Origin of the sequence: Roseburia sp. OM03-7AC, assembly GCF_003462625.1 — a bacterium.
In the GTDB taxonomy this organism is placed as follows: domain Bacteria; phylum Bacillota; class Clostridia; order Lachnospirales; family Lachnospiraceae; genus Roseburia_C; species Roseburia_C amylophila.
In genome coordinates this window covers 31,933-56,975 of record NZ_QTZJ01000001.1, presented here as the reverse complement: position 1 = coordinate 56,975, position 25,043 = coordinate 31,933, and the positions used below count along the sequence as shown (strand labels likewise).

22 protein-coding genes are annotated in these 25,043 nt (G+C 41.7%); 2 read left to right on the top strand and 20 right to left on the bottom strand.

Features of this window, described 5'->3' with window-relative positions; genetic code table 11:
* Nucleotides 1-81: 81 nt before the first annotated feature.
* The 18 genes from DXB39_RS00310 to DXB39_RS00225 form a co-directional block, all read right to left on the bottom strand.
* On the bottom strand, nucleotides 82-1,440 hold the full coding sequence (locus tag DXB39_RS00310; RefSeq protein ID WP_117842023.1) for an RsmF rRNA methyltransferase first C-terminal domain-containing protein: 1,359 nt from the start codon (nucleotides 1,438-1,440) through the stop codon (nucleotides 82-84).
* Nucleotides 1,418-2,590, bottom strand: coding sequence for a class I SAM-dependent methyltransferase (locus DXB39_RS00305; protein WP_330415592.1), 1,173 nt, complete (start codon nucleotides 2,588-2,590; stop codon nucleotides 1,418-1,420). Before DXB39_RS00305 ends, DXB39_RS00310 begins: the two co-directional genes overlap by 23 nt.
* Nucleotides 2,590-3,102 carry a shikimate kinase gene (locus DXB39_RS00300; protein WP_022243993.1) on the bottom strand — a complete coding sequence of 171 codons (513 nt, stop codon included), beginning with the start codon at nucleotides 3,100-3,102 and terminating at the stop codon, nucleotides 2,590-2,592. The genes DXB39_RS00305 and DXB39_RS00300 overlap by 1 nt, the downstream gene beginning before the upstream one ends.
* A gap of 61 nt (nucleotides 3,103-3,163) precedes the next feature.
* Entirely contained in the window at nucleotides 3,164-3,937 is a 774-nt protein-coding gene (gene aroD / locus DXB39_RS00295; protein ID WP_117842024.1) for a type I 3-dehydroquinate dehydratase, read from the bottom strand.
* 15 nt (nucleotides 3,938-3,952) lie between these two features.
* Entirely contained in the window at nucleotides 3,953-4,828 is an 876-nt protein-coding gene (gene aroE / locus DXB39_RS00290) for a shikimate dehydrogenase (protein WP_117842025.1), read from the bottom strand.
* Between the two features lie 83 nt (nucleotides 4,829-4,911).
* Nucleotides 4,912-5,205, bottom strand: coding sequence for a hypothetical protein (locus DXB39_RS00285; protein WP_117842026.1), 294 nt, complete (start codon nucleotides 5,203-5,205; stop codon nucleotides 4,912-4,914).
* 227 nt (nucleotides 5,206-5,432) lie between these two features.
* Entirely contained in the window at nucleotides 5,433-8,021 is a 2,589-nt protein-coding gene (locus DXB39_RS00280) for a translation factor GTPase family protein (RefSeq protein WP_117842027.1), read from the bottom strand.
* A gap of 41 nt (nucleotides 8,022-8,062) precedes the next feature.
* Complete coding sequence (locus DXB39_RS00275) at nucleotides 8,063-9,391, bottom strand: AAA family ATPase (protein WP_117842028.1); 1,329 nt, start codon at nucleotides 9,389-9,391, stop codon at nucleotides 8,063-8,065.
* 29 nt (nucleotides 9,392-9,420) lie between these two features.
* The gene (locus tag DXB39_RS00270) at nucleotides 9,421-10,716 is read right to left on the bottom strand and encodes a vWA domain-containing protein (protein ID WP_022243988.1); all 1,296 of its coding nucleotides are present in this window, start codon (nucleotides 10,714-10,716) and stop codon (nucleotides 9,421-9,423) included.
* A 48-nt stretch (nucleotides 10,717-10,764) separates the two neighbouring features.
* Nucleotides 10,765-11,736: a leucine-rich repeat domain-containing protein gene (locus DXB39_RS00265; protein ID WP_117842029.1), complete on the bottom strand. Its 972-nt coding sequence runs from the start codon at nucleotides 11,734-11,736 to the stop codon at nucleotides 10,765-10,767.
* 32 nt (nucleotides 11,737-11,768) lie between these two features.
* Nucleotides 11,769-13,052 carry a M14 family metallopeptidase gene (locus DXB39_RS00260; RefSeq protein WP_117842030.1) on the bottom strand — a complete coding sequence of 428 codons (1,284 nt, stop codon included), beginning with the start codon at nucleotides 13,050-13,052 and terminating at the stop codon, nucleotides 11,769-11,771.
* A gap of 149 nt (nucleotides 13,053-13,201) precedes the next feature.
* Nucleotides 13,202-13,633: a flavodoxin gene (locus tag DXB39_RS00255; RefSeq protein WP_022243985.1), complete on the bottom strand. Its 432-nt coding sequence runs from the start codon at nucleotides 13,631-13,633 to the stop codon at nucleotides 13,202-13,204.
* 12 nt (nucleotides 13,634-13,645) lie between these two features.
* Nucleotides 13,646-14,263 carry a DUF3793 family protein gene (locus DXB39_RS00250; protein WP_117842031.1) on the bottom strand — a complete coding sequence of 206 codons (618 nt, stop codon included), beginning with the start codon at nucleotides 14,261-14,263 and terminating at the stop codon, nucleotides 13,646-13,648.
* A 216-nt stretch (nucleotides 14,264-14,479) separates the two neighbouring features.
* Nucleotides 14,480-16,741, bottom strand: coding sequence for an ABC transporter permease (locus DXB39_RS00245; protein ID WP_334294232.1), 2,262 nt, complete (start codon nucleotides 16,739-16,741; stop codon nucleotides 14,480-14,482).
* Nucleotides 16,742-16,749: 8 nt separating this feature from the next.
* Nucleotides 16,750-17,448 carry an ABC transporter ATP-binding protein gene (locus DXB39_RS00240; protein ID WP_117698032.1) on the bottom strand — a complete coding sequence of 233 codons (699 nt, stop codon included), beginning with the start codon at nucleotides 17,446-17,448 and terminating at the stop codon, nucleotides 16,750-16,752.
* 189 nt (nucleotides 17,449-17,637) lie between these two features.
* Nucleotides 17,638-19,512, bottom strand: coding sequence for a heavy metal translocating P-type ATPase (locus DXB39_RS00235; protein WP_117842032.1), 1,875 nt, complete (start codon nucleotides 19,510-19,512; stop codon nucleotides 17,638-17,640).
* A 10-nt stretch (nucleotides 19,513-19,522) separates the two neighbouring features.
* Complete coding sequence (locus DXB39_RS00230) at nucleotides 19,523-19,741, bottom strand: cation transporter (protein ID WP_117842033.1); 219 nt, start codon at nucleotides 19,739-19,741, stop codon at nucleotides 19,523-19,525.
* 13 nt (nucleotides 19,742-19,754) lie between these two features.
* A complete protein-coding gene (locus DXB39_RS00225) occupies nucleotides 19,755-20,114 on the bottom strand; it encodes an ArsR/SmtB family transcription factor (protein WP_117698030.1) in 360 nt (119 codons plus the stop codon).
* A 178-nt stretch (nucleotides 20,115-20,292) separates the two neighbouring features.
* Between DXB39_RS00225 and DXB39_RS00220 the strand changes: the two genes are divergently transcribed.
* The gene (locus tag DXB39_RS00220; RefSeq protein ID WP_117842070.1) at nucleotides 20,293-21,231 is read left to right on the top strand and encodes a tyrosine-type recombinase/integrase; all 939 of its coding nucleotides are present in this window, start codon (nucleotides 20,293-20,295) and stop codon (nucleotides 21,229-21,231) included.
* Between the two features lie 109 nt (nucleotides 21,232-21,340).
* Here the strand turns inward: DXB39_RS00220 and DXB39_RS14860 are convergent, their stop codons facing one another.
* Entirely contained in the window at nucleotides 21,341-21,490 is a 150-nt protein-coding gene (locus DXB39_RS14860) for a hypothetical protein (protein ID WP_022243978.1), read from the bottom strand.
* Nucleotides 21,491-21,794: 304 nt separating this feature from the next.
* Between DXB39_RS14860 and DXB39_RS00215 the strand changes: the two genes are divergently transcribed.
* Entirely contained in the window at nucleotides 21,795-24,503 is a 2,709-nt protein-coding gene (locus tag DXB39_RS00215) for a tetratricopeptide repeat protein (RefSeq protein ID WP_117842036.1), read from the top strand.
* Here the strand turns inward: DXB39_RS00215 and DXB39_RS00210 are convergent.
* Complete coding sequence (locus tag DXB39_RS00210) at nucleotides 24,498-25,043, bottom strand: histidine phosphatase family protein (protein ID WP_117842035.1); 546 nt, start codon at nucleotides 25,041-25,043, stop codon at nucleotides 24,498-24,500. The genes DXB39_RS00215 and DXB39_RS00210 overlap by 6 nt on opposite strands.

The following is a 25,043-nucleotide window of genomic DNA, read 5'->3' as shown; positions in this document are numbered from 1 at the left end:
CACAAGCAGATATTCCCAGTGTTTATTAATATTTCCTTAATTTTGTTTTATTTTAAGCAGCTTTTTTCAGATTCTCTCTTTTCAGATAATATCCACCATACGAAGCCCTTTCGGATAATGATTCTTCATGATTCCACCTGCCAGCTTGCCCCAGCCGATGCTGTAGCCATCTACGCAGATTAAATACCAGCCCTTTTCTCCTCCCCATGAAAAAGTCTGTCCCATCAGATACTGTCTGATTTCCTGGCTGTCAGAAGAAAGCATGGCAACATGAAATGCCTCTTGCGGCTGCATGGCAAGTGCCAGTGCATGGGATGGTTCAAAACGGTTCTTTTTTAAGGTGCCAAGATGCAGTCCCGGCCGTAATACCTTCAGCCCCTTTAAAGCAGGAAATCCTTCCGGCAGCAGATAGAGCTGCTCTCCAAATTTAAGCAATGCTCCCTGAGGTTTTTCTTTTAAACTCTCTTTTACAAAAGAAAGATATTCCGGGCAGTCTTTTTCCTTTATGCCCTTTTCCGTCAGTCCAAAGCCGCCATAACCTTCGCCTGCTTTCGTTATCACTGCTGCAAAATGTCCTTCGCCTTCGATTTTATGCGGAAACAGTCGGATGCAGCCTTCTTTGTCATGAATGAAGCCGTCACTGTCAATTCCTTCTGCAATCTGGCAGTCCGGATGACGTTCTAAGAAACGGTGCACGCTCCCTTCATCCTCTTCCGGTGCAAAGGTGCAGGTGGAATATACCATCCTGCCGCCGGGTCTTAACATCTCATACGCACAGTCTAAGATACCGTCCTGCCGGTCGGCACACAGCTTCACATTGTCAAGGCTCCACTCATTTCCGGCCTCTTCATTCTTCCGGAACATGCCTTCCCCGGAACATGGTGCATCCACCATGATTTTATCAAAGCAGCCTGGAAAACGCTCTGACAGATGCTCCGGTGTCTCATTTAATACCAGTGCGTTTTTGATTCCCATCCGCTCTATATTTTCAGATAAAATCTTCGCTCTCGCCGGATGAATCTCATTACAGATTAAGATTCCTTCCCCCTTCATAGCTGCCGCAATCTGGGTACTCTTTCCACCGGGAGCTGCACAGAGATCTAAGATGATATCCCCCGGCTGTGCCTTAAGACATTCTGCCGGTACCATTGCCGATGGCTCCTGAATATAATACACACCGGCATTGTGATAAGGATGTTTTCCCGGACGAATCTCTTTTCCATAATAAAAACCGGTCTCACACCATGGAACCGGTTTTAGCTTCCAATCTGTCTGTTGTAAAAATTCTGATACACTGGTTTTCCCTGTATTAATCCGGAACGACTGCTGCCGCTCCTGCCCTAAGCTTTCAAAAAATGCAGGATACTCTTCCCCTAACATTTCCTTCATTCTCTCTAAAAACTCTGCCGGGAAACTATTATTTTCCTGTTCTGAATGCATCCGTATTTCTCCCTTCATCCACTTGCAGTAATCCGTAGAGTAACGGTTTTAACTGGAATTCTTCGCACATGGCATCCACTTCTTTTAAAAGCTTCTGCTTATGCTCCTTTGAAATCTTTGCCTTTCTCGCCCGGATCAGAAGATTCTTTGGCGTATGGGACAAATCCACAAATTCTAAGACCTGGCTCTTGTATCCGCAGCACTCTAAGAGGTTGGCACGGATTGCATCCGTTGTCAGTGCTGCAAAACGCTCTTTGATAATGCCATAACGGGTCATCAGATGCAGCTTTTCGCTCTCCATCTGCTCATTTAATTCATGCTGGCAGCATGGCACGGAGAAAATCATTTCCGCATCCCAGCTGATGGCATTGTATAAGGCAAAATCCGTTGCGGTATCGCAGGCATGCAAAGATACTACAATATCCACCGGGAACGGTGCTTTGTAGCCATTGATATCTCCCAGTTCAAAATGCAGGGTGTCATATCCGTATTTTTTTGCTGCCTGATTACATTTTTCTATGACATCTTTCTTTAAATCCAATCCCACAATCTCTACCGGAATCTTGCGCACTTCCGTAAAGTAGTAGTACATAATAAAAGTAAGATAGGACTTACCGCAGCCGAAATCAATGATATGAAGTTTCTCTTTTTTACAGTCCTTCACATAATCATCGATGATTTCAATAAAACGGTTAATCTGCTTAAACTTATCATACATGGTACGGACAATTTTACCCTCTGTGGTAAAAATTCCCATATCCACCAACGGCGGAATGACCTTACCTTCTTCTAAGAGATAATTTTTCTTCCGGTTATGGGTTGCAGTCTCATTTACTGCATTCTGCAGCTTTTTCCTTTTATAAGATGGCACTCCCTTTTTGGATACCAGAAGAATATGCTCTGCTTCTGTATCAAATCCATTGAGCTGGCGAAAATGATTCTGCATCAGTTCTTCCAATGCTGCCTCTAATTCTTCTACGGACAGATTCTCATGAAATACCTGCTTGTCCGTATATTTTTCCATCTGGAAAAAGGCTTCCTTTTTCTGTACGATAATTTTACGATACTCTTCCTGCTTTGTGGCAGGCTTACTGATAATCAGCTTCCTGCAGCTTTCTGCGATTGCTTCTATATACTCTCTCATTTCCATTATGCTTCTCTTAACTTTGCAATAATCTCATCTGCGATTGTCTCTGCACTCCTGCCGTCTGTTGCCACCGCAAGGTCTGCAACACTTTCATAACGGCTACGGCGTTTTTCCATCAGTTCACGGATGTACTCCACATTCATATGGCCATTTAAAATCGGGCGGTCCTTGCTGTAGCGGACTCTCTCATAAATGGTTTCCGGTGTAGCAGACAACAGAACGATTCTGCCATTTTCTTTCATAAAAGATACATTTTCTTCCCGCAGCACTGCACCGCCACCGCAGGATACGATGACACCGTCTTTTTCTGAAATATCTTTTACAAGCTGTGTCTCCAAATCTCTGAAATGTGTTTCACCATACTGTGCAAAAATGTCAGAGATAGCCATTTTCTGCTGCTCTGCAATCATTTCATCCATTTCGCAAAGAGGAACATTTAATTTCTCTTTTAATACTTTTGCTATGGTGCTTTTCCCGGCTCCCATAAATCCAATCAGAAAAATATTCTCTGCCATTTTCTAATTCCTTTCCATATGTATGATTCCAAATATCGATTAAAATTCTTCTCTATTATTTTTACTGTCTATTGCTATTCTGATGTATGATTTCCAATATCCGCCGCAGTTCTTCTGCATCTATCTGTCCCGGTGCGCTGCTCTTTCCGGCTGCGCCAAAGGTAACTGCCGAGCCAAAGATTTCTCCGCAAAGACGGCTGATTAAGCCCTTTCCTGCCATAGACATGGTAATAACAGGTGTCTTCCCTGTTTCCCTCCAGCTTTCCGTTACCGTAAGCAGTGTTAAAACATCCTTGCTGCTTTGTGGCATAACGGCAATCTTTGGAATATCTGCGCCAAGTGCTTCCATTTTCTGAAGTCTGGCAAGGAGTTCTTCTGCTGCCGGTGTTTTTTCAAAATCATGATTGGATGCAATGACTTTTACATTATTGCTATGTGCTGCCGCTACTACTGCCTTTACAACAGCATCCCCGAAAAATAATTCCACATCCACGCAGTCCACAAACCCGGATGCAATTGCAGCTTCATTTAAGCTTTGATATGCTCCGTCGCTTAAGGCAGCTTCTCCGCCTTCCCTGCTGCTTCGGAAGGTAAATAAAACCGGCAGTTCTCCCAAACATTTGCGAAGCTTTTCTAACAGTGCGACTACTTTTTTACTGTCTGCAGCTTCTTCATACCAGTCCACACGAAATTCCACCAGATCCGGTTTTGCAGCCTTCGCCCGCTCTGCGCCCTCTAATATTTCTTTTTCCGTCTTTCCTACAACCGGAACACAAATCTTTGGCATTCCGCTTCCGATTTCCAATGTCCTGATTCTGACTACCGTCTGCTCCATTTCTTACTCCTTATCCTACTGGAAAAACTTCTCTTTTACTTCCCGTACCGGCATCTCTTCTCCGGTGTACAGGCGGAATGCAGCAACACCCTGCCACAGTAACATTCCTTTTCCATTGAGGCAGGTGCAGCCTGCTTCTTTTGCTTCCCGGAGTAATCTTGTCTCTTCCGGATTATAAACGGCATCTGCAACCACCAGTCCCGGACGGAATGCGGATGTATCTTTCACAACGCTTTCTTTTTCCATCGGTTTCATTCCAACGATTGTTGCATTGGCAAAAATGTCAGAGCTTTGAATCTCTTCTGTCATCTTTGCAGTATCTGCAATGTCATACACATTTACCACAATGCCCGGCACTTCTTTTCTAATCTTCTCTGCTGTTTCCAGTGTTCTTTCGAAGAAGTCATCTTTGATATTGAAAATGCTGATTTCTCTTGCCCCGTCCAGCGCACACTGTACCTGAATGGCAGTGGCTGCTCCGCCGCCTCCTGCTACTGTGATTTTCTTTCCTTTTATCTCAATTCCATGGTCTCTTAAATTGCCTACAAATCCTTCACCGTCTGTCATATGTCCGATTAATTTTCCATCTTCATTTACTATGGTATTGACTGCTCCGATAATCCGGGCTGCCGGTGAAAGCTCATCCATATATTTTGCAGCTTCTGTCTTACATGGCATCGTTACATTGCAGCCACGCATGTGGAAAAGGCGCATGGCATCCACGGCTGCCTTTACTTCTTCTACTTTTATGTCGAATGCTACGTATGCATAATCTAATCCTAATTTTTCAAAGCTATAGTTATACATTGCCGGGGAGCCTGAGTGTCCTACCGGGGAACCGATTAATGCTAATAATCCTGTATGTCCTGTTATTCTTCCTTTTCCTTCCATATCTTTTCTCCTTCTGCTAAAAATGATTCTGTTCGGGTGATTACGATAACGCAAAACAACGATCAAACGATTGTTGCTGCCATTTAACGATGTTTTCTTTTGATGAACAGGAAATGTCCTATCGTTCTTAGATACGCATTTTGCTTGTAGTAGACTGTCTTTCCACCTGCTTTGACGGGATATCTGCACTGTCCGCCGGAGGCGGATGCCACAGCAAACCTGCAAGGGGCACTAAGAATTTCGATAAAGTTACGAATTCGTCCGGCAACCGGCGCATATTCGCATCCATGCTTAAGATGCGCCTCACTGGCACATCCCTGTGCCAGTGCTGCCGGTTTGCCGACGAAATTCCAAGTGCCCCTAACAGCCTGCTTCATGCATCCGCATTCCGGCGCACCGTACAGATATCTTGTCAAACATTGGAAAGACCGGCTAAATCACAAAAGCAAAATGCAGTGTCTTAGAACGATGACATTTCCTGTTACAAAAGAAACATCTGTCAAATGGCAGATACAATGGTTGCATCCTGTTTTCCTCTATCGTAATCACCCGAGTGAAACTCTTTTTCTATCATAGCTTTTTTTCCATGCCATGGCAATATTTATCAGAAAATATTCTGTCCATTCCGGTAATTATCCCACATGGTGCTATTCGCCCGTTTTACTTCCTGTTCAAACTCCCGGGCAGATATCAGCTTACAGTCCTGACCGCGGATAATCATCTGCTCTAAGCCATCGGAGGTTGCAACCGTTACATCATAATGATTGTGATCTTCGTGGGCAAAGCGTTCAATGTACTGGTCTGCCGTTTCTGCTTCCTTCGTAAAGACAATATGGATATTGTGATAGTCCAACTGTTCTGTCTTATGTCCGATCAGGCGGTATGCATCAAACACCACAATGACTTCACCACCAAAGATGCCCTGATAGTTGCAGAGAATGTCCTGCAATTTGCCTCTGGCTCCATCCAGATTCACTTCTGCCAGTTCATGTAAATCCTTCCAGGCATAAATTACATTGTAGCCATCCACCAGTAGATAGCGTTCCAGTTTTTCCGGCTTGTGGTAAGTACGGACGGTTGGTGCATTGTTTTCTGCTTTGCGTTTTCGCACAACACCGTTTTTGCGTTTTCCTTCCTGCCGGTTGGCATAGAAGGTCTTTTCTAAAATAGCATCGATTTCATCGGTATCTACCCAGTCCTCTACTACGCCGGGACGATGGACTTTTATCCGTTCTTCTTTTGTGCCGCCATCTTCTTCTAAAACAGATGGCATATGCATGTGCTCTTTTACTTCATACCACGGCACCAGATAGCCCGCTCCGTGGGCACAGAATACGGAATCTGATGTATTATATAAATCTGCCTCCGGCTGATAACCGATAGCTTCTACCACTTCATCCTGATTCTGGCACACCTCGTAGCCCTGCAATGTGCAGAAGAATTTGCCACGCCCCTTGGCATAGGTATTTAATTCCTTCTGATAATCCGAAAGCTTCGATACCGGACCGCTTCCGGTGAGCAGTGCCATTCCATTTTCTATCTGCGGAGCGTCCATTCTGCTATTACGCTGCTCCATATCATGCATTGCACGACCCAGACATTCTTCCGGTATTTCCAGACGAAATGCATAATAAGGCTCAAGCAGTACAGAATCTGCTTCCATCAGTCCCTGCCTTATAGCACGGTAAGTTGCCTGCCTGAAATCGCCGCTTTCGGTATGCTTTGGATGTGCCCGGCCGGACACTACGGTAATCTTCATATCAGTAATGGCAGAACCGGTTAATACGCCCTTATGTTCCCGCTCTGCAAGATGGGTCAGTATCAGCCGCTGCCAGTTTTTATCTAAAATATCTTCACTGCAGTCTGTCTGAAAACACAGTCCGCTTCCGCGCTCCCCCGGCTCCAGCAGAAGGTGGACTTCCGCATAGTGCCGCAGTGGTTCAAAATGTCCAACTCCTTCTACGGTATTGCGGATGGTTTCTTTATAAATAATCTTCTCTTCTCCAAATTCCACTACTACGCCGTAGCGTTCTTTTACCAGTTTCTGTAAGATTTCAAGCTGTACTTCGCCCATCAGCTTAATGAGAATCTCTCCGGTTTCTTCCCGGTATACAATATGCAATTCCGGATTTTCTTCCTCTAACTGCTTTAATTTTGGCAGCATGACCGCCACCGGAACTTCCTTCGGCAAAACCAGTTTTACACTGCGTACCGGCTCTAAGACCGGAAGTATGGACTCTTCTTCAATGCCAAGTCCTTCTCCCGGATAAGTCTTTGTCAGTCCGGTAACAGCACAGACTGTACCTGCTGCCGCCTCGGATACTGCCTCATATTTTTCTCCGGAATAAATACGGATCTGATTGACCTTTTCCGCCCACTCTTCTTCTCCGGCTTTGCCATTAAGCATGTCCTTTACACGAAGAGTTCCTCCGGTCACTTTAAGATAAGTCAGCCGGTTTCCCTGTTCTTCTCTTGCAATCTTAAAGATTTTAGCACCAAATTTATCCGGATACTGCGGTGTCCTGCCATATTCGTAAAGCCCGTCTAACAGTTCTTCCACACCCTGCACCTTTAATGCAGAGCCAAAATAGCAGGGGAAAAGTCCCCGCTTTGCAATCATTTGTGCAAGGTCATTGGACGCAAGACTTCCTTCCGATAAGAATTTCTCCATGGCTGCTTCTTCGCACATAGCCGCCTCTTCATAGAAGCCTTCGTTCTGCTCCTGTGTAAAGTCAATGCAGTTGCTGTCCAAATGCTCCTTGATTTCCAATAAAAGAGCCTCTTTATCCGCTCCCGGCTGATCCATTTTATTGATAAATAAGAATACCGGAACCTGATAAAGTTTTAACAGACGCCACAGCGTTCTGGTATGTCCCTGCACACCATCGGCTCCACTGATGACCAGCACTGCATAATCAAGCACTTTAAGGGTCCGCTCCATCTCCGCAGAAAAGTCCACATGCCCCGGTGTATCCAATAAAGTGATTGCCATATCTTTCCAGGAAAATTCTGCCTGCTTTGAGAAAATCGTAATTCCACGCTCCCGCTCCATGGCATTATTGTCAAGATATGCATCCTTATTATCCACTCTTCCCAGATGGCGTATGCTTCCGCTTGTATACAACATACTTTCCGATAATGTTGTCTTTCCTGCATCTACATGTGCAAGAATTCCGATTACCAGCTTCTTCATATTTAAAGGTATCCTTTCTGACATTTTTTTACGCTGTACAACTAGTCCCGGTTCAGCTCGGCTAAAAGCTCTGCCCGCTTGCTTCCAATCAGCAGCTCCTGATTATACTGTAAATAGCGGTCGCAGTTGTGCTCGGCTAAGAATCTTGCGGATTCTGCCACGGTAGCAAGGTCTGTTACAAATACCACCATTTCCTGACCGCCCTCAAATGCCTGCTCCATAAAATCAAACGCATGCTCTAAGGCTGCTGCGGTCTTTTCTTCGATTGTTTCTAATGTCTTTCTCTGGATATCAAAGGCTGCCTTTTTTTCCTCAAAAACTTCTTTCTTTGCCCCTTCGGAATTACGGTACTCTTTCAAGGCTGCAAAGTCGCGGTCTGTCTTAGCCTTTTCTTTTCCATAGCTTCGGAACAGATTCTGTAATCCGTCCAACAAAAGATTGACCACGCTGAGTCTTTCATCAAAAGCTGCATCATAAATCCGGGCAAATACTTCCGGCCGAATCTTTCCTTCCAATATTAACGGAATTCCATAGTCATCCTTATATTTCTGGTATAAATCAAAATATGCTGCCGCATCCTCTGCCACATCCTTATGGTGTAAAAATTCTCCTACAACGGTTTCATCTACCGGAAGCCCCATTTCTTCATAGGTCTGCATCAAAATGCTTAAGTCCTCCCAGCCTCTTGCTGTGACAAACTGCAAGCCGTCTACATCTGCTTCCACCCGGTAGAAATTCTTTGGACGAAGCTCAAGATAGCTTAAAATTGCACCATGGATATGTCTTGATCTGGCATAAGCTTTCCAAACACCAAGGTCTGCCTCTACCTGCATACAGCGGACACGGTCCAAGGTTACCATATCAAATTCCCGCACCGATTTATTGTATTCCGGCGGATTGCCTGCTGCAACAATAATCCAGCCCTCCGGCACTGCCTGATTACCAAAGGTCTTGCACTGCAAAAACTGCAGCATGGTCGGTGCCAGTGTCTCAGACACACAGTTAATCTCATCAATGAAAAGGATTCCTTCCGGACAGCCTTCCTGGATTTTCCGGTATACGCTGGCAATAATCTCACTCATGGTATATTCCGTTATGGAATACTCTTTGCCTGCAAATTCCATTTCTTTGATAAAAGGAAGTCCCACTGCACTCTGTCTGGTATGATGGGTAATCGTATATGCTACCAGTCCGATTTTGCACTCCTCTGCAATCTGCTCCATAATCTGGGTCTTGCCGATTCCCGGCGGTCCCATTAATAAGACCGGTCTCTGACGAATCAGAGGAATCTTATATCTGCCCTCATCATCCTTTTTCAAATATGCTGTTACGGTATGTTTGATTTCTTCCTTTGCCTGTTTGATATTCATCTGTTTTCTTCCAATCTATATTATTTCTCTCATGCATTCTGTTCCAGCTCTTCCGGCTCCAGCTGCAGCCGCATTGCCCATGGCGGTACTGCCGTCTCATCATAGGCTCCCAAGAATAAAAATGCGGTCTTATATTCCGGCTTCTTTACCGGATAAATGCCCTTGCCATCGGTAAAGTACAAGAGTCCATCCAGATGCCGGATACTTCCTTCTTTGATTAGTTGGTTTACATAAGTAAACGCCGGTCGAAAATCTGTATTTCCGCCGCCCACTACCTGAAAGCTTTTTAGCAGTCGCTCCATTTCTTCCTGACTGCTGATTACCTCATCCATTTCCACTTTATCATCGCACTGGATAATCCGAATTCTGCATCTTCGAAAGAAGCTGTTCTGCTGGGATAAAATGCCAAATGTCTCATTTAAAAAGCCTTTGATTAAACTGCCGCTGGTGGAATAACTGGTGTCTACCACCACTACAAATTCCCGGATTTTCTTTACTTCCCGGCTCTCCACCGGTTCTATCAGGGGCATATTCTTATAAAGCCGCAGCCCATAGGTATAATAATTCAAATCATACTCATCGGGATTGCATTTTAATTCTTCCTGTAGTATGGAAAATTTCTGTAAAAATTCCTTATAACTCCGGCGGCTTTTCGCAGCACTGATCTGTGTCATCAGAAGTTCTTCTCCCTTTTCCGGCTCATCTCCATGCCGCTTCTTTGCCATACTGGTCTGCCTTGCTATCTTATTCCATTTATTTCTGGCTGCAGATGCCGCGCCATTGCCGGTTTCCTCTTTCCAGAAACGGTGGTCATCCGTATAAAATTCATGATTTAAGGTAAGAAGCTCTTCCATGGATTTTCCCCGCAGCCAGCGGTATACCACTGCTGCAGAAATCCGCCCCTCACCCTTCAACGCTTCATAGGTCTGCTGCCGCAGAAAGCTTAATGCGCGCCTGGTACAGGGCTTGTCCATGCCGTCAATGGTCTGCTCCACTACAATATCGCAGGCAAGATTCCAAAGCTTCGTATCTCTGTTTCCTTTTAAAAATAAGTGTGAAAAAATACAGTGCAATATCGTGTGCAGGTACGCCCGGTTCATAAATGCCGGATTATTCCGGAATACGCGTATTACCTGTCCTGCTGAGAAAAAGAGGCTCTCTCCGTCCGTAGCCATTGTCTCTAAGCCTTCCATTGCCTGAGGCTTCAATGCAGAAAGTGCCACATCAAGATATCTCAAATCCAGATAGATTTCACTTCTTGCATGCTGCAAGATTTTTACAGACATATCATTTTCCCATTCGGTCTGGGTCTTAATATGCGCCATCTTCTGCTCCTTTCTGCCACTGCATATTTTCTTAATTTTCTGCTGTTTTTACCACTCAATATCATAACAGGAAGAAGCTGCTTCTTCCTTATAATATTTCTGCTGCCAGCTGCTTAAGCTGACACTGCCTTCTGCCCAGCCGGCTTCTGCCGCCTGCTCGATTAATGCAGTGATTCCACTCCGCTCCATCACCTGAAGCCGGCATATCAACTCTAATAATGCTAAATCTTTTTTCTGAATCAAAACATCGCATACCTCACTGGCATGTTCTTTTAAATAAGAAAGATAACGTTCACGGGCTTCTTCCTTTAATTCCACCGGATATGCCAGTCTGCAAAGTGCCATTCTGGCTGCAGTCCACATCTTCTCCTCAATGCAGATCCGCTCAAATATCATATCGTATGCGGCGGCATCTACCATCCGCTCGTGAAAACACTGTCTTGCCCGGAAACCTTCCCCCGCAATATTCAGTGCAAATATATGTGCCGGTCCGATTTCTTCATAGGAATCGTAATATTCCGGATAGAAAAATAAGGCTTCCTTAAATTCCACTTCCAAATCAGCCCGAACCTGATTTAAGATAAGCTGTGCGCCACTGGCTTCTTCCATGGAAGAACGAAGCACCAGCCGCTTTAAGCTCCGGCAGTTCATAAAGGCATCGCTTCCTAATTCTTTTAAGAAACGCCCCAAGGTAAGTGTTCGTAATTTGCGGCAATTATAAAATGCCAGATTCCCGATTTGTTCCACGGAATCCGGCAAAGAAATTTCTTCGATATCATTTCCACATAATGCCTTCATAAAACTGTCCACTTCGCCGATGGTAACGGCATCTGCCGGAACATGTTTGCTTTCCGAAAAACAATATGCGCCTATTCTCTTTACTGTGAATCCATCTATCTGTTCTGGAATTACAACAACCGGTGTCGTCCCATATACACGCTCTATGCTTATGGAATATTCATCCAGCGGCTGTATCTCATAGCTGTATGCTGTGTTCATCTTACGCTCCAGTTTCCTCATCTTTTCTCTGCTACAATATAACACATCCCCGGTTATCGCACAAGTTCCGTCATTCCGCCTTCTAAAATCAGACGGTTATCTTCATAGATTCCGGCAAACTGACTCATTGGAAGCGGGCTTACCCCCATTCCCACCTCAATGGTATAACCGGGACGATTGTATTCCTGAATAAACCAGTCTTTGAAACCGGCATAACCAGATGTAGAGGGCGTCTCTTCCACCCGGTATCCGCTGACCTCGCCAAAATATTCTGCAATTCTTCTGGAATCTGCCGGTTCATAGTCAAGATACCGCCAGTAAATCACTTCGCCCTGGGCATGATATGCCAGAATTAACGAAAAATTATGGGCTCTTGTAAATTCATAGACACTGCGGCTTTCCGGTGCCACAAGGGGAGCCTCTCCCACATAATCTCTTGGTGCCGGTGTTGTAAATCCCATGGCAAATTTAATGTTTCTGGCATTTTCCCAGCCCGCCGGAAATTGCAGATTCAAATCAATTCCTTCTATATTAGCTTTCCATCCATCCGGAAATGGAATCTTCGGATAATCAGCTGCAATGCGCTCTGCCTCTTCTAAGGATGCACCCTCTTCTAATACTCCATTCACTAAATCCACACCATCCGGGTTTACCATGGGAACAAGATACAGGGAAAATCCATAAAAAAGCCACGCTGCCTGCACAGTATAAAGCATGCGTCCCGCTGCAAATGCATGGGCATATTCTTCCGCAAATTTAAGCAGGACCGGTGTGGTAATCCATTCGTTGGCATGATATGCTCCACTGTAAAAGACTTCCCGCTCTCCTGTTCCAATCCGAAGATAGGGAATTTCCTTTCCCATCGCACTTTTTCCAATATTTCCCTGAACCAAGAACGGATAGCGTACCGTAAGCCCTTCCAATATCCAGTCATTGAGATAAGAAGTGTAAGCCACATCTTCTGCTACAAGCGAAAAAGAGAATGGAATTGCAAGAATACTTCCGGTCCGCAGTGCCAGCGGATTTACTGTTGGATTGGCTGTCATAATCACTGATACACTGGTGTCATAATTTGCCGCAATACCCCATAATGTATCACCGGATTTTATTTCATGCATCGTATATCCTTTTAAATAGGGAAAAAGCTTCCCCCATACTACATCATCTATTTTACAGTTAAATTCTTCCCCGCTCTTTTTCCTTAAAAACTGCCGCAATGCCCTGCAGGTATTCTCTCCCAAAATTCCATCTTTCCTTATATCATATCCCGCACGGTTTAATGCCAGCTGCACATACTGTACCAGCACGGAGCGTTCTCCCGGATTCAATACTTTCATTCTTTCACCTGTTTCCAGTCCTTCTTATCAGTATATGCAGCTGTTTATAAAATGTGAAAAAGCCTTGCAGTTTTCTGCAAGACTTCTTCTGGTTATGATATATAATACAATTTGTTTGTACCCTACGGAAATGTTTTTGTTTTTGGAATTTACATTCCTGCTAACTGTTTGCCTAAACTTTCGCATGCAGCGACTGCATCGTCATCCGGTGCTTCCTGACAAATCACACCTTCACCATTTACAACGGTTGCTCCTGCGCTTGTCATACGGTCTACCCAGTCACGCATCCACTGTCCATCGCCCCATCCGTAAGAACCGAATAATGCGATTTTCTTTCCTGCTGCAAAGCCTTCTACTTCTTCAACGAATGGCTCCATCTCGCCTTCTTCTAAGACTTCTGCACCCATTGCAGGACATCCCATTGCAAATACGGAAGAAGCTTTTAATGCATCCATATCAGCTGTACTTACATCAACAACCTCTGCTTCTTTGCCAGCTGCTTCAATTCCTCTTCCAACAGCCTCAGCCATTGCCTGTGTGTTTCCTGACTGTGTCCAATAAACTACCTGAATCTTACTCATTTTTTCTACCTCCTAAACAGCCGCTTTCTGCGGCATGCTGTCATTATAAATACCAATGATGTCCCGCATTCCCACTCCATTGGAGAGAAGCTGGATGATGGTCTCTTTTTCCATATCATAGCGTGCGAAAAGACGTTTCTTTTCCGGAACATGTGCGTACACTTTCCAGTAACCCTGATAGAGTGCATTCTGTCCATTCTGTTCCATAAATCCTCTTACATCTTCTACCGGATAGCCAAGCAGTACTCCCATCTCATGAGGGAAGCCCGGCTCGCCGCACATATAACCCTGGTAACGTTTCTGAAACGTGCTGAGAATATTTCCGAGCGTAAAGTCCTGATAACCGGACTCCTGCAACAGCTCCCGTATCTCTTTACGCATCAGATACGCCTCCAACGGTTTCTTCCGGAAAAGAAGGTAACGAGCTTTTTCCCTGGTCCTGAGCAGTAGCAGGAATGAAATTCCGGATTTTCTCAGGCACTGTTTTACCGCATCCTCCATGCCTGTTGAAACGACTAAGAGATTGGATATCTTTACTCCTGCGATCAATGGGGCACATTGTAACGCTAACTGCGTCTCTGCATTGTGTAAATCCATCTGTTGTACAATTTCCAGAATTTCTGTACTCATATCTTCTTTTCCTTTCGCTCTAGTTAGCTATTCCTAACTTGTGTTTATCATAACTAATTACATTTCTGTTGTCAACATAAAATGTGCGTGGTGAGAATTCTTTATCATATTAAGAATTTCAGTTAGTTTGATATGGTTTTAGTTTGGCTGGGTGGGATGAAAATATACTTGTATAAAAATACCAGCAGTTTCGCTGCAATATTACATTTTCAAGTTCTACTCTACATTCTTCAAAGCTTCGTCCATCGGTATCTTCCGAATCTTCCGAAGGCAGAACAATGCCACTACGAAGTATGCTGCCAGCACCATAAGCAGTATCTTCCAGTAGATGTTCGGGTCATAGTAGATGCTCAGCCAGCCGGAGTAATCACTCATCATTGCCCGGTAGATGACATTAATGGTCTCGGTAGCAATTGCTTCACCCAGGATAACGGATATCACCACAATCCAGGTGGTGGCTGTCAGATATAATTTCCCGATTTCTCGGGTGTTGTAACCCAATATCTTAACCATGGATATGGATGAAGCATTCTGCTCGATAATCAGCTTTGTCATCAGGTAAATAAGGATTGCTGCCAGTGCAACAGAAAATACATTCATCAGATAGAACATGCCGCCCATAGATACATCAAGCTGTCTTGATACCTTGGTGAGGTCATCTTCTGTAATGGTCGTCATGATATAGGCATCCTCAATATCGGTAATCTTCTTATCGGAGAAATATCCATTGAAATAATCCTCCTCTTTGTCAAATACATCCCGATATTCCTCTTCCGGCATAAAAATTGCCACTGCTGCCGGATACTCATAGATTCCAGCCACCTTAAACTTGTATTTCTTATCTCCATAAGTTTCCTTTAACTCAATGGTATCGCCTTCTGCGAGCCGGTATTTTTCTGCATAACTATCCGAAATGTAGACACCTTCTTTTGGGAAATCAATATCAACATAAGCACTGTCTTTTTCAACGCCATAGACGCTAACCTCTTCGCTGTTGAATTCTGTCGGCATTGTCTTTAAACTACCGGCAAGATAAGTCTCTGCGCCATCTGTTTCCGTTGGAACCGGTGCTTTTAATACATACTGATAATCTGCAAGCATGTGGGACAGCACTTCATCCTGATAATGCTCTAAAAGTGGTGACATCATCATGCCGAAAACTAACAGAATTTCTGCAAAAGCAATACCGATAAATAAAGTCAGGTAGCCCGCACGGTTCTGTAAAATAATACGGATACGGAACCGGTTAAAGAATTTGAAATGCGGCAGTTTTACTGCTTTTTTCCGCTTTCTTCTGCTCAAATCCCTGCGCAGGAAATTCAGTGGTGAAATACGCAGTTTGGAAGAAATCAAAAGCAGATTTATAACAATCATTATGATTGCCGGAATCACTGTTGTCAGGATAAACGCATCCCCATTCCAGATGGTATGGTAGGTCGGCAGACTATAGCTTCCATAGTACAAATCTGCTACCATATTTTTAAATACGGTATAGCCAAGTATATTTCCAATAATTGCTGCTACGATTGTCACCAGTACCGGAAGATGCAGATAATGCCGCAGCAGTTCTCCTCTGGTATAGCCGGATGCACGCAGCGTTCCGATGACTGCCGCTTCTTTTGTAATCGTATTATTGGTGGTAACTGCAAAGACAAATGCCATAATCGCTATCAGGATATATAACAACGTCATTACCATTGTTTTGTCTCCACCCATATCATCTCCCGTAAAATGAATTGCCTGATTGGAAAATGCCGGTATGTATGCTACTATTACCGCCTTACTGCCCAGCACTTTCATAAAATCTTCTGCTTTCTCTTTTGCTTCCGTATCATCAGCCGGAGTTTTTTCATATTTCCAGGAATAGCTGTAATGGAGATTGCCGGTGCCATAAGCATCAAAAGCATCCTCTGTGGCAATGGCAACGCCAAATTTTATGGCATCAAACATCAGATCCTTGCTATCGGAAAACAGAGCACTGTAATCTGATAATGCCACCAGACCACTGATGGTCTTTTTCTCGCCGCCTACTTTAATGGTGTCTCCTACTTTTAAGGAATTATTGTCCGCATACATCCGGTCAATTGCAATTTCATCTTCCTGCTGCGGCATTTCTCCATCCATCAGACATACTTTATCCACTTCGTTTCTTGGTTTAAAAATGCGGAGGGTACTGTCTGACTTTCCATTTACCACCTCTTCTTCCAGATAGTAATTCTCATAAATTGTTACGCCTTCTTTTTCCAGTTCTGTAAGCAGCGTATCGTCAGCTTCTTCCATCAGTTCGAAATTACCGTCTTCAATATTGTACTTTTCAAAACTCTCATTATAGGCAGTTATCATACTGCTTCCTGCCACCAGAAATCCCGATACAAATCCGATAGTAGCTATCAGGAACAGGAAAATCACAAGATATTTTCCAAAATCTGTTTTCAATTCTCTTGGAATTCGTTTTCTTAATGGACTCTTCACTTTCATCACCGCCTTTACCAGTCAAGTTCCTGTGCAGGAATCTTCACTTCATTGGTGTAATCCTTTCGAATCTGTCCATCACGCAGCTTAATGACACGGTCTGCCATGTTTTTGATGGCATCATTATGGGTAACCATAATAACGGTATTTCCATATTTCTGATTTACATCCTCAATCAGCTTCAAAATCTCTTTGGATGTATTGTAATCCAGTGCTCCTGTCGGCTCATCACAGAGCAGAATATCCGGGTTCTTTACAATGGCACGACCAATGGCTGTACGCTGCTGCTGTCCACCAGATAACTGGTTTGGCAGCTTATGACGATGCTCATAAAGTCCCAGTGTCTTAAGCAATTCGTCAATGTCTAATGATTTATCACTCAGATATGCTCCTACCTCAATATTTTCCTTCACATTGAGGTTTGGGATCAGATTATACATCTGAAATACATATCCTAAATGGCGGCGGCGGTAATTCGTCAGCGCCTTTTCGTTCATATCTGCTGTTTTCTCTCCATTGATGGAAATATAGCCGCTGTCTGCACTGTCAATTCCTCCGATAATATTCAAAAGTGTTGATTTACCGGAACCAGACGGTCCTAACAATACGCAAATTTCACCTTTTTCAACAGAGAAATTAATTCCCTTCAAAACTTCTGTTTTTGCCTCTCCCTGTCCAAAACTTTTTTTCAAATCCTGAATCTCCAGAAACATATTCATCCTCCTTTTTCTTTTCTAACTCTTTTTTCAGTTCTTTTATTTTGTTACTCCTGCTTCCCTCTTTCCCAATGCTGTACTATTTCCAACTTCCTGTTAGCTTTTTGTAACTTTTGTTAGTATAGCCTATCCGTTTGGTAAAAGAAAGGCGTTTACTGATTCTTTTTCTCAATAAACGCCTTTATACTATTTCTTTGCAATGTGCAGTGTCCGCATGGAATTTAAAATTGCAATGACAGATACACCTACATCTGCAAATACTGCTTCCCACATATTGGCAATACCAAATGCACCGAGTATCAGCACAATTGCTTTTACGCCAAGTGCAAATACGATATTCTGGTGCACGATGGAAAGTGTCTTTCTTGCAATCTTCACAAGAGATGCAATCTTTCGCACATCATCATCCATAAGAACTACATCTGCAGCTTCGATTGCCGCATCAGACCCCATACTTCCCATTGCAATTCCTATATCTGCTCTGGTCAGTACCGGTGCATCGTTGATGCCATCACCCACAAATGCAAGTTTTTCTTTCTCATGCTGTTCTTTCAGAAGTGCCTCAACCTCACTTACCTTGTCACCCGGCAGTAATTCTGCATGCACTTCATCCAGTCCCAGTTCATCTGCTACTGCCTGTGCTGCTGCCTTACGGTCTCCGGTCAGCATAACGCATTTCTTCACGCCTACCTTCTTCATGCTATGGATAGCTTCTTTTACGCCCTCCTTAATGGAATCGGAAATTACAATGGTTCCGGCAAATGCTCCATCTACCGCAACATAAATTACGGTTCCGGCACTACTGTTTTCGGTATAGGAAATATTCCGGGCTGCCATCATTTTGGCATTTCCAAGCCATACTTCTTTTCCATCTACAAATGTATGAATTCCATGTCCGGCAATTTCTTCTGTTCCGGTTACCCGGTTCATATCCAGTTCTTTGCCATAGGCTTCACGCACGGAATTAGCAATTGGATGATTGGAATATCCTTCTACATGGGCTGAAAGCTCTAAGAGTTCCTCTTTGCTTCCATTTACCGGAAGTACCTCAGATACCTTGAACTCGCCTTTGGTCAGTGTACCGGTTTTGTCAAATACGATAGTGGTCATCTCAGCCACTGCCTCTAAATAGTTACTTCCTTTTACAAGAACACCTAAGTTAGAAGATGCTCCGATACCGCCGAAGAATCCCAATGGGACGGAGATTACAAGGGCACACGGGCAGGAAATAACAAGGAAAATACAGGCTCTCTGAATCCACTCAGCCCAGCCGCCGCCTAAAATAATCGGTGGCAGGATTGCAAGAATTACTGCTCCAATGGTAACAACCGGAGTGTAATATTTTGCAAATCTGGTGATAAAGTTCTCCACTCTTGCTTTCTTGCTGCTGGCATTCTCCACCAGTTCCAGAATCTTGGATACTGTGGAATCTTCGAATGCTTTTGTTACTTTTACCTTTAAAGTACCGCTTCCATTGACACAGCCGCTGATGATTTCATCACCTTCTGCTGCTCTTCTTGGAACAGATTCTCCGGTCAGTGCTGCGGTATCGACCATGGACTCACCTTCTACTACAATTCCATCCAGCGGAATACGCTCGCCCGGTTTTACCACGATGACTGTGCCGATTTCCACGTCATCCGGATCTACCTGGACTAATTTGCCATCCTCTTCCACATTGGCATATTCCGGACAAATGTCCATCATATCTGCAATGGACTGTCTGGATTTTCCAACTGCATAGCCCTGGAAAAGTTCTCCAATCTGATAGAACAGCATAACTGCAACACCCTCGGAATACTCCCGTACTCCAAATGCTCCAAACGTTGCAATCATCATCAGAAAGTTCTCATCAAATACCTGTCCATGACTGATATTCCGGAACGCTTTAAAAATAATATCATAGCCAATCAAAAGGTATGGTACCAGATAAATAATAAAAATCAGGACTGGCTGTGTAATCTGTTCTAAGACACCAACGTGTTCCAATACCAGAAGTGCTACAAACAGCACTGCAGTAACCAGAATACGCTCCAGCATTTTTTTCTGATTCTTTGTCATAAGCTATCTCCTATCGCAGAATCCGGCAGTCCGGTTCTACCTTTGCACATACTTTGGCTACTTCATCCATAATTTCTTCAAAACGCTCATCTTCTGCATCGATGGTCATTTTCTGTGTCATGAAGCTTACTACTGCATCATTGACTCCCGGGATTTTCTTGATTGCTTCTTCCATTTTTGCTGCACAGTTTGCACAGTCTAAGTCTTCCAATTTAAATTTTTTCTTCATTATAATATCCTCCTCATTCTTCAATATGTTCTCTGCCCTGGTCGATAATGGTTCTTACATGTTCATCTGCCAGTGAATAAAATACGGATTTACCTTCCCGCCTGCTGCTTACCAGCTTCGCCTGTTTTAAAATCTTAAGCTGATGGGATACTGCTGACTGCGTCATGTTCAACGTCTCTGCCAGATCACACACACATACTTCCGAGCCAAATAATACAAACAGGATCCGGATTCTGGTAGAATCACCAAATACTTTAAAAAGCTCTGCCAGATCATATAATTCATCTTCATCCGGCATCTTCTCCCGTGCCTTCTTAAGAAGCTCTGCATGAATGCAGTTTTCTTCGCAGCATTCTACATCGTTCATTGCCATCTTCTCACCTCCAGGTCGTTTTAACATATGAGCATTTGTTCATATGTTCATAATACGCTTAGGATATCAACTTGTCAATATGAAGTTGGAAATTTTTATAAAAAATTTTTCTATGATATACTCTTATATCTATATTCAGGCAGGACAGCCTCCTGCCACATACAAAGGAGTATTTATTATGCATGATTTTAACGTTGAAATGAACCAGTATTTAACCTACTGCCGCACCCAGAAACGCCTTGATGGTAAAACCTTAAAAGCATACCGCATCGACCTTACACAGTTTGGTACCAGCCTTGCGGCTGCTTTTCCTTCTGCTTCCAGTATATCTGACATCTCTCCTGCTATATTAGAGTCCTATGTTGCCACCCTTCATGAACAATTCAAGCCCAAAACCGTAAAGCGAAAGCTTGCCTCCCTCAAAGCCTTTTTCCACTACCTCGACTACCGCGACCGCATTGTCTCCAACCCTTTTAACAAATTGCATATCAAATTCCGGGAACCGGTGATTCTGCCCAAAACCATCCCGCTTCCTACGATTGAACTGCTTTTATCTTCTATCTATCACCAATACTCCCACGCTGCCACCGATTTCCAGCGTATAAATGCGCTCCGGGATGCTGCTGTTATCGAGCTGCTCTTCGCCACCGGCATCCGAATCTCTGAGCTGTGTTCCATCACACCGGATGACATCAACCTTTCCAACCGGACTCTGCTTATCTTCGGCAAAGGTTCCAAAGAGCGGCTCCTCCAGATTGGCAATGACGATGTTGTCCACACCCTGCTGGAATACCGGAAATGTTACCTTCCTGATATTAAGCGTACCAACCGCTTCTTCGTCAACCAGGCAGGACGTCCGCTCTCCGACCAGTACGTCCGCCGAACCATCCGGAAATACTGCAGCCTTGCTTCCATTGATATGCACATCACTCCGCATATGTTCCGCCACACCTTCGCCACCAGCCTCTTAGAAGCCGATGTGGATATCCGCTACATCCAGGAAATGCTTGGTCACAGTTCCATCCACATCACGGAAATCTACACCCATGTTTCCACAGCAAAGCAGCGGGACATTCTGATGAATAAGCATCCGAGGAAGGATTTCAGGGTGGGGTAAAAGATAAAAAGGACTGTTAGAATTGGCAGTATTTTTACGGTGTTTTTGCCTTTCTAACAGTCCTTTTAGGGGGGATATTTATTCTATATTATATTTCTATATTATATTTCTATTTTATTCTTTGCAGGAGTGCTTTTACTTCTCTTACGTCTGTATCTGTCATCTCTGCAATCTGCTCTGGTGAATAACCTTTTCTGCTCATGCGTGCAAAGATTTCTGCCATCCCATCTTCTTTTATTCCCTGACTCAAATTACACATGATGTTCACATCCTCTCATGTGGATTTTTCTGTGCGAAATTATTGTAACACGAAATGACAGATGAGGATAGTGGAATTTAAACGAGTGCCGTTTGGAATTGTTAATTATGGATTGTTATGGCTTGAAATGATGGATAATCCGGTATTATCTGTTGAATTTCATAGAGCTGCTAGATAATAAGAATTTTTTCTTTGTGTTGTTTTAGATGTGGGTGTTATGCCGAGCAATAAGGATGTAAACAATTGTAAATTATCCAAATATGTAGGATGTGTGTCTTTGCTTTAGAAGGTAGAGGAATTGAAAATGATAACAGTTGATAAAGGAACTGAATTTGAAAGTAATGTATGTCAAATATTGTATACCACAAATCCTTATTCCATTTCTCATTATGATGGGGGACCAGATCGCGGAAGGGATATATTATTACAATATAAAATCGGGACAATGATTTATGATGTTATTGTCGAATGTAAATGTTATGCTCAGTCTGTAAATAAAGAAAATATAATGTCAAGTCTAGACTGGGCAAAAATCCACCGACCTGCATTATTATATTTATGGATTAAACCTTACTTAACGCCTTCCACTAAAGATTATATTAATTTATTTTGCAAAGAATATGGCATTTCAGTTTTATTTGAAGAAGAATTAAATATAGAAAAATATAATGAAGAATTAGAAAAAGAAAAATCAGATATTTTAGTTAATTTAAAGGAACGTATTATAGATTCGTTAAAAAATTCAAACCATACGAATTTAGTAGAATTAGAATACGATAATCAAATTGTATATACAGATCACTATCTTGCGGATCGTGAATGGGAAAGAAATATTTTAATGGGGAACGACTATTTAGCTTATTATATTCAAGGAGTTTCTGCATGTGGAAAGACACAATTATTAAAAAATATAGCTTATGTATATAACCAAAATGGAGAAAATATTTTTTGGCATACTATTTATGATGAAGAAAGTGAACGGCAAATCAGTTCCTTTTTCTTTTCTTTATCTCACTTTTTTGAAATACACTACAATGATTGCAATCTAAAAAATTATTTACAGAACCATGGTTTTTATTTATCAAATGAATTAATAAGCATATTAATGTATTTGTTAAAGCTTTTTCGTCCGATTATTATAATAGATAATGTTCATAAATGTTCTTTCGAGAATATGATTTTAAAAAATACATTTGAAACTATTATAACGGCTAAAACAAATAGAATTTATTTTATTGGTTGGTTTAATATTTTTCCTAAAACAGTTAACATTAAAAACAATCTAAGAATATTGGTACTAGAGGGCTTAGAAGAGAAGGATCTTGATTCAATAATTATTCATCATATTGGGATATCAAGGAAAGATATTGCGGCTTTAATCAAAAATCAGTATAATGGTCTGCCTGGTTATGCCATATTGGTAGATAGTCAAACAAACCAAAACAATCTTGAATCAAATGATACATACTTGCATGGCTTTATAGATTATTTAAGCCCAAGTGAGAAAAGGGTATTGTTTATTTTGACTTATGCATCATTGCCAATTGAAAAAAAATACTTTTCTAAATTGAATTTACTTGAAAACTTATCACAGTTAGTGGAAAAAAGATTAGTTGAGAATAGAGGGAATAGTTATCATGTTCACGACAAATATAAACCATTTTTTAAAAGTTATACTTTGAATAATGAAGATTTTCAAGAAATTATAAATGATCTTACAATAATATCTGAAACCGAGATTGATATTGTATTGGACATTATTAGCATATACAATGAGCATAAGCTACTACAAAATGCATACTGTTTTTTGGAAAAATCATTTCCTAGACTTTTACATCATCAGCTGATTAAGAAAACATTAAAACTTGTTCAACAAATGGAAGAAATTTCGACTGACAATGAGTATTTAATAGAATTATGTAAAATGAAAATAATTTTATTAGAGCGGCTGTCGCAATATGATTTATGTGTTCAATATCTGACAATAATAGAAAAGGATATTGATTTTTGTTCTTTACAATGGGAAAGCATATATTATGTTCAATTAAGGTGCTTCTATTTTTGTGATTTATATGACAAATTATTACTCTCATTTTATGATAACAGAAAATATATTTTTGAACAGATGAAAGAAGAACTTCGAATACAAATTCTGCTTCTTATAGGAAGAGTTTACTATATTAGAGGAGATTTGGAAACTTCTCTCACGATATATTTGCTTAGTTATCAATTTGCGATTTCTAATAATAATACTTCTTTAGCAGTAAAAACAATACATAGAATTGCGATGATAGAATGTTGCAAAGGATTATATCCAGAAAGTAAAAACACCTTTTTAAAAATAGCGGAATTGGAAACACTAATAACCCCAAAGCGAAAATCGTTTGCATATTATCGTATTGCTAAATGTTGCTTTGCATTGGATGAGTTAGATGAGAGTATAGACTATTTACAAAAAAGTATTTCGATTAAAGAGTCTTATAACGATAAACGAGGAATTATGTATGCGTATAAATTAATGGCTAACGTATATTTTAAAAGACATGAATTTGTGGATGCGATATTTTATATAGAACAGGCACAGAATATTGCAAAAGAACTTGGATTAGCTAAAGAAGTAGTAGCTGTCAATTTGACTTTAGTTAAAAATATAATGAAATATGAGATAAATTATAAAGAAATCAATATCGAAGAATTATTATATGATTGTTTATGTATTGCATCAAATGAAAAGTTGCTTTTTCGAATTGATACCATTGTTCGCCTATCAGAAGGAACCTATACTGATTTACATAATGAATCAAAAAAGCAGTATGAATTGACTAAACAATTCTTAGAACGTAGTGTATTAGAACAATGTGATATATACAGCAAATATTTATCTAAGCACATAAAAAATTTATTTGAGCGGTTACATAATAATAATAAAGCTATTACATCTACCTTGCTAATAGAAGCAGGCATCATAACTTCGGAGCTAAAAAATTTGAGAATAAATGTAGATGATTTATAATAATTTCTGAACTAATCCATTAGGATATTTAGGAATATCTTCGAACTGCTTATCCTTTATAATAGCAGTTAACATTCTTAATGCTTGATTATGTGAACAAATTATAATATTATTTTTTAAAAGCATTTTTTCTATAGAATGTGAGAAAGAGGTAATTCTAAATTTGAATTCATCAAAACTTTCTCCCATAGGAGGTGTCATATATTCTTTAAAATGCCCATTAAAAAAGTAATCTGGATATTCTTTAAATAATTCGCATCGTTTTTTACCTTCCAGAATCCCCATATTTCTTTCAATAATACGCGAATCTGTAGAAGAAGAGATTTGAAGCCCGGATTGCGTTTGTAGTATTTTTCCTGTTAAGACACATCGATTTAATGGTGAAGAGATCAGTATATATGATTCCAACTGACTTTCTTTGCTTAAAATGGAGTAGTTAACAGAGTACTCTAGTAGCGGGCAATCCGTTTGCCCGCTAACAATATTTTTTTCATTAAATAACGTCTTACAATGTCTAAGAACATATAATTTCTTTTTCAT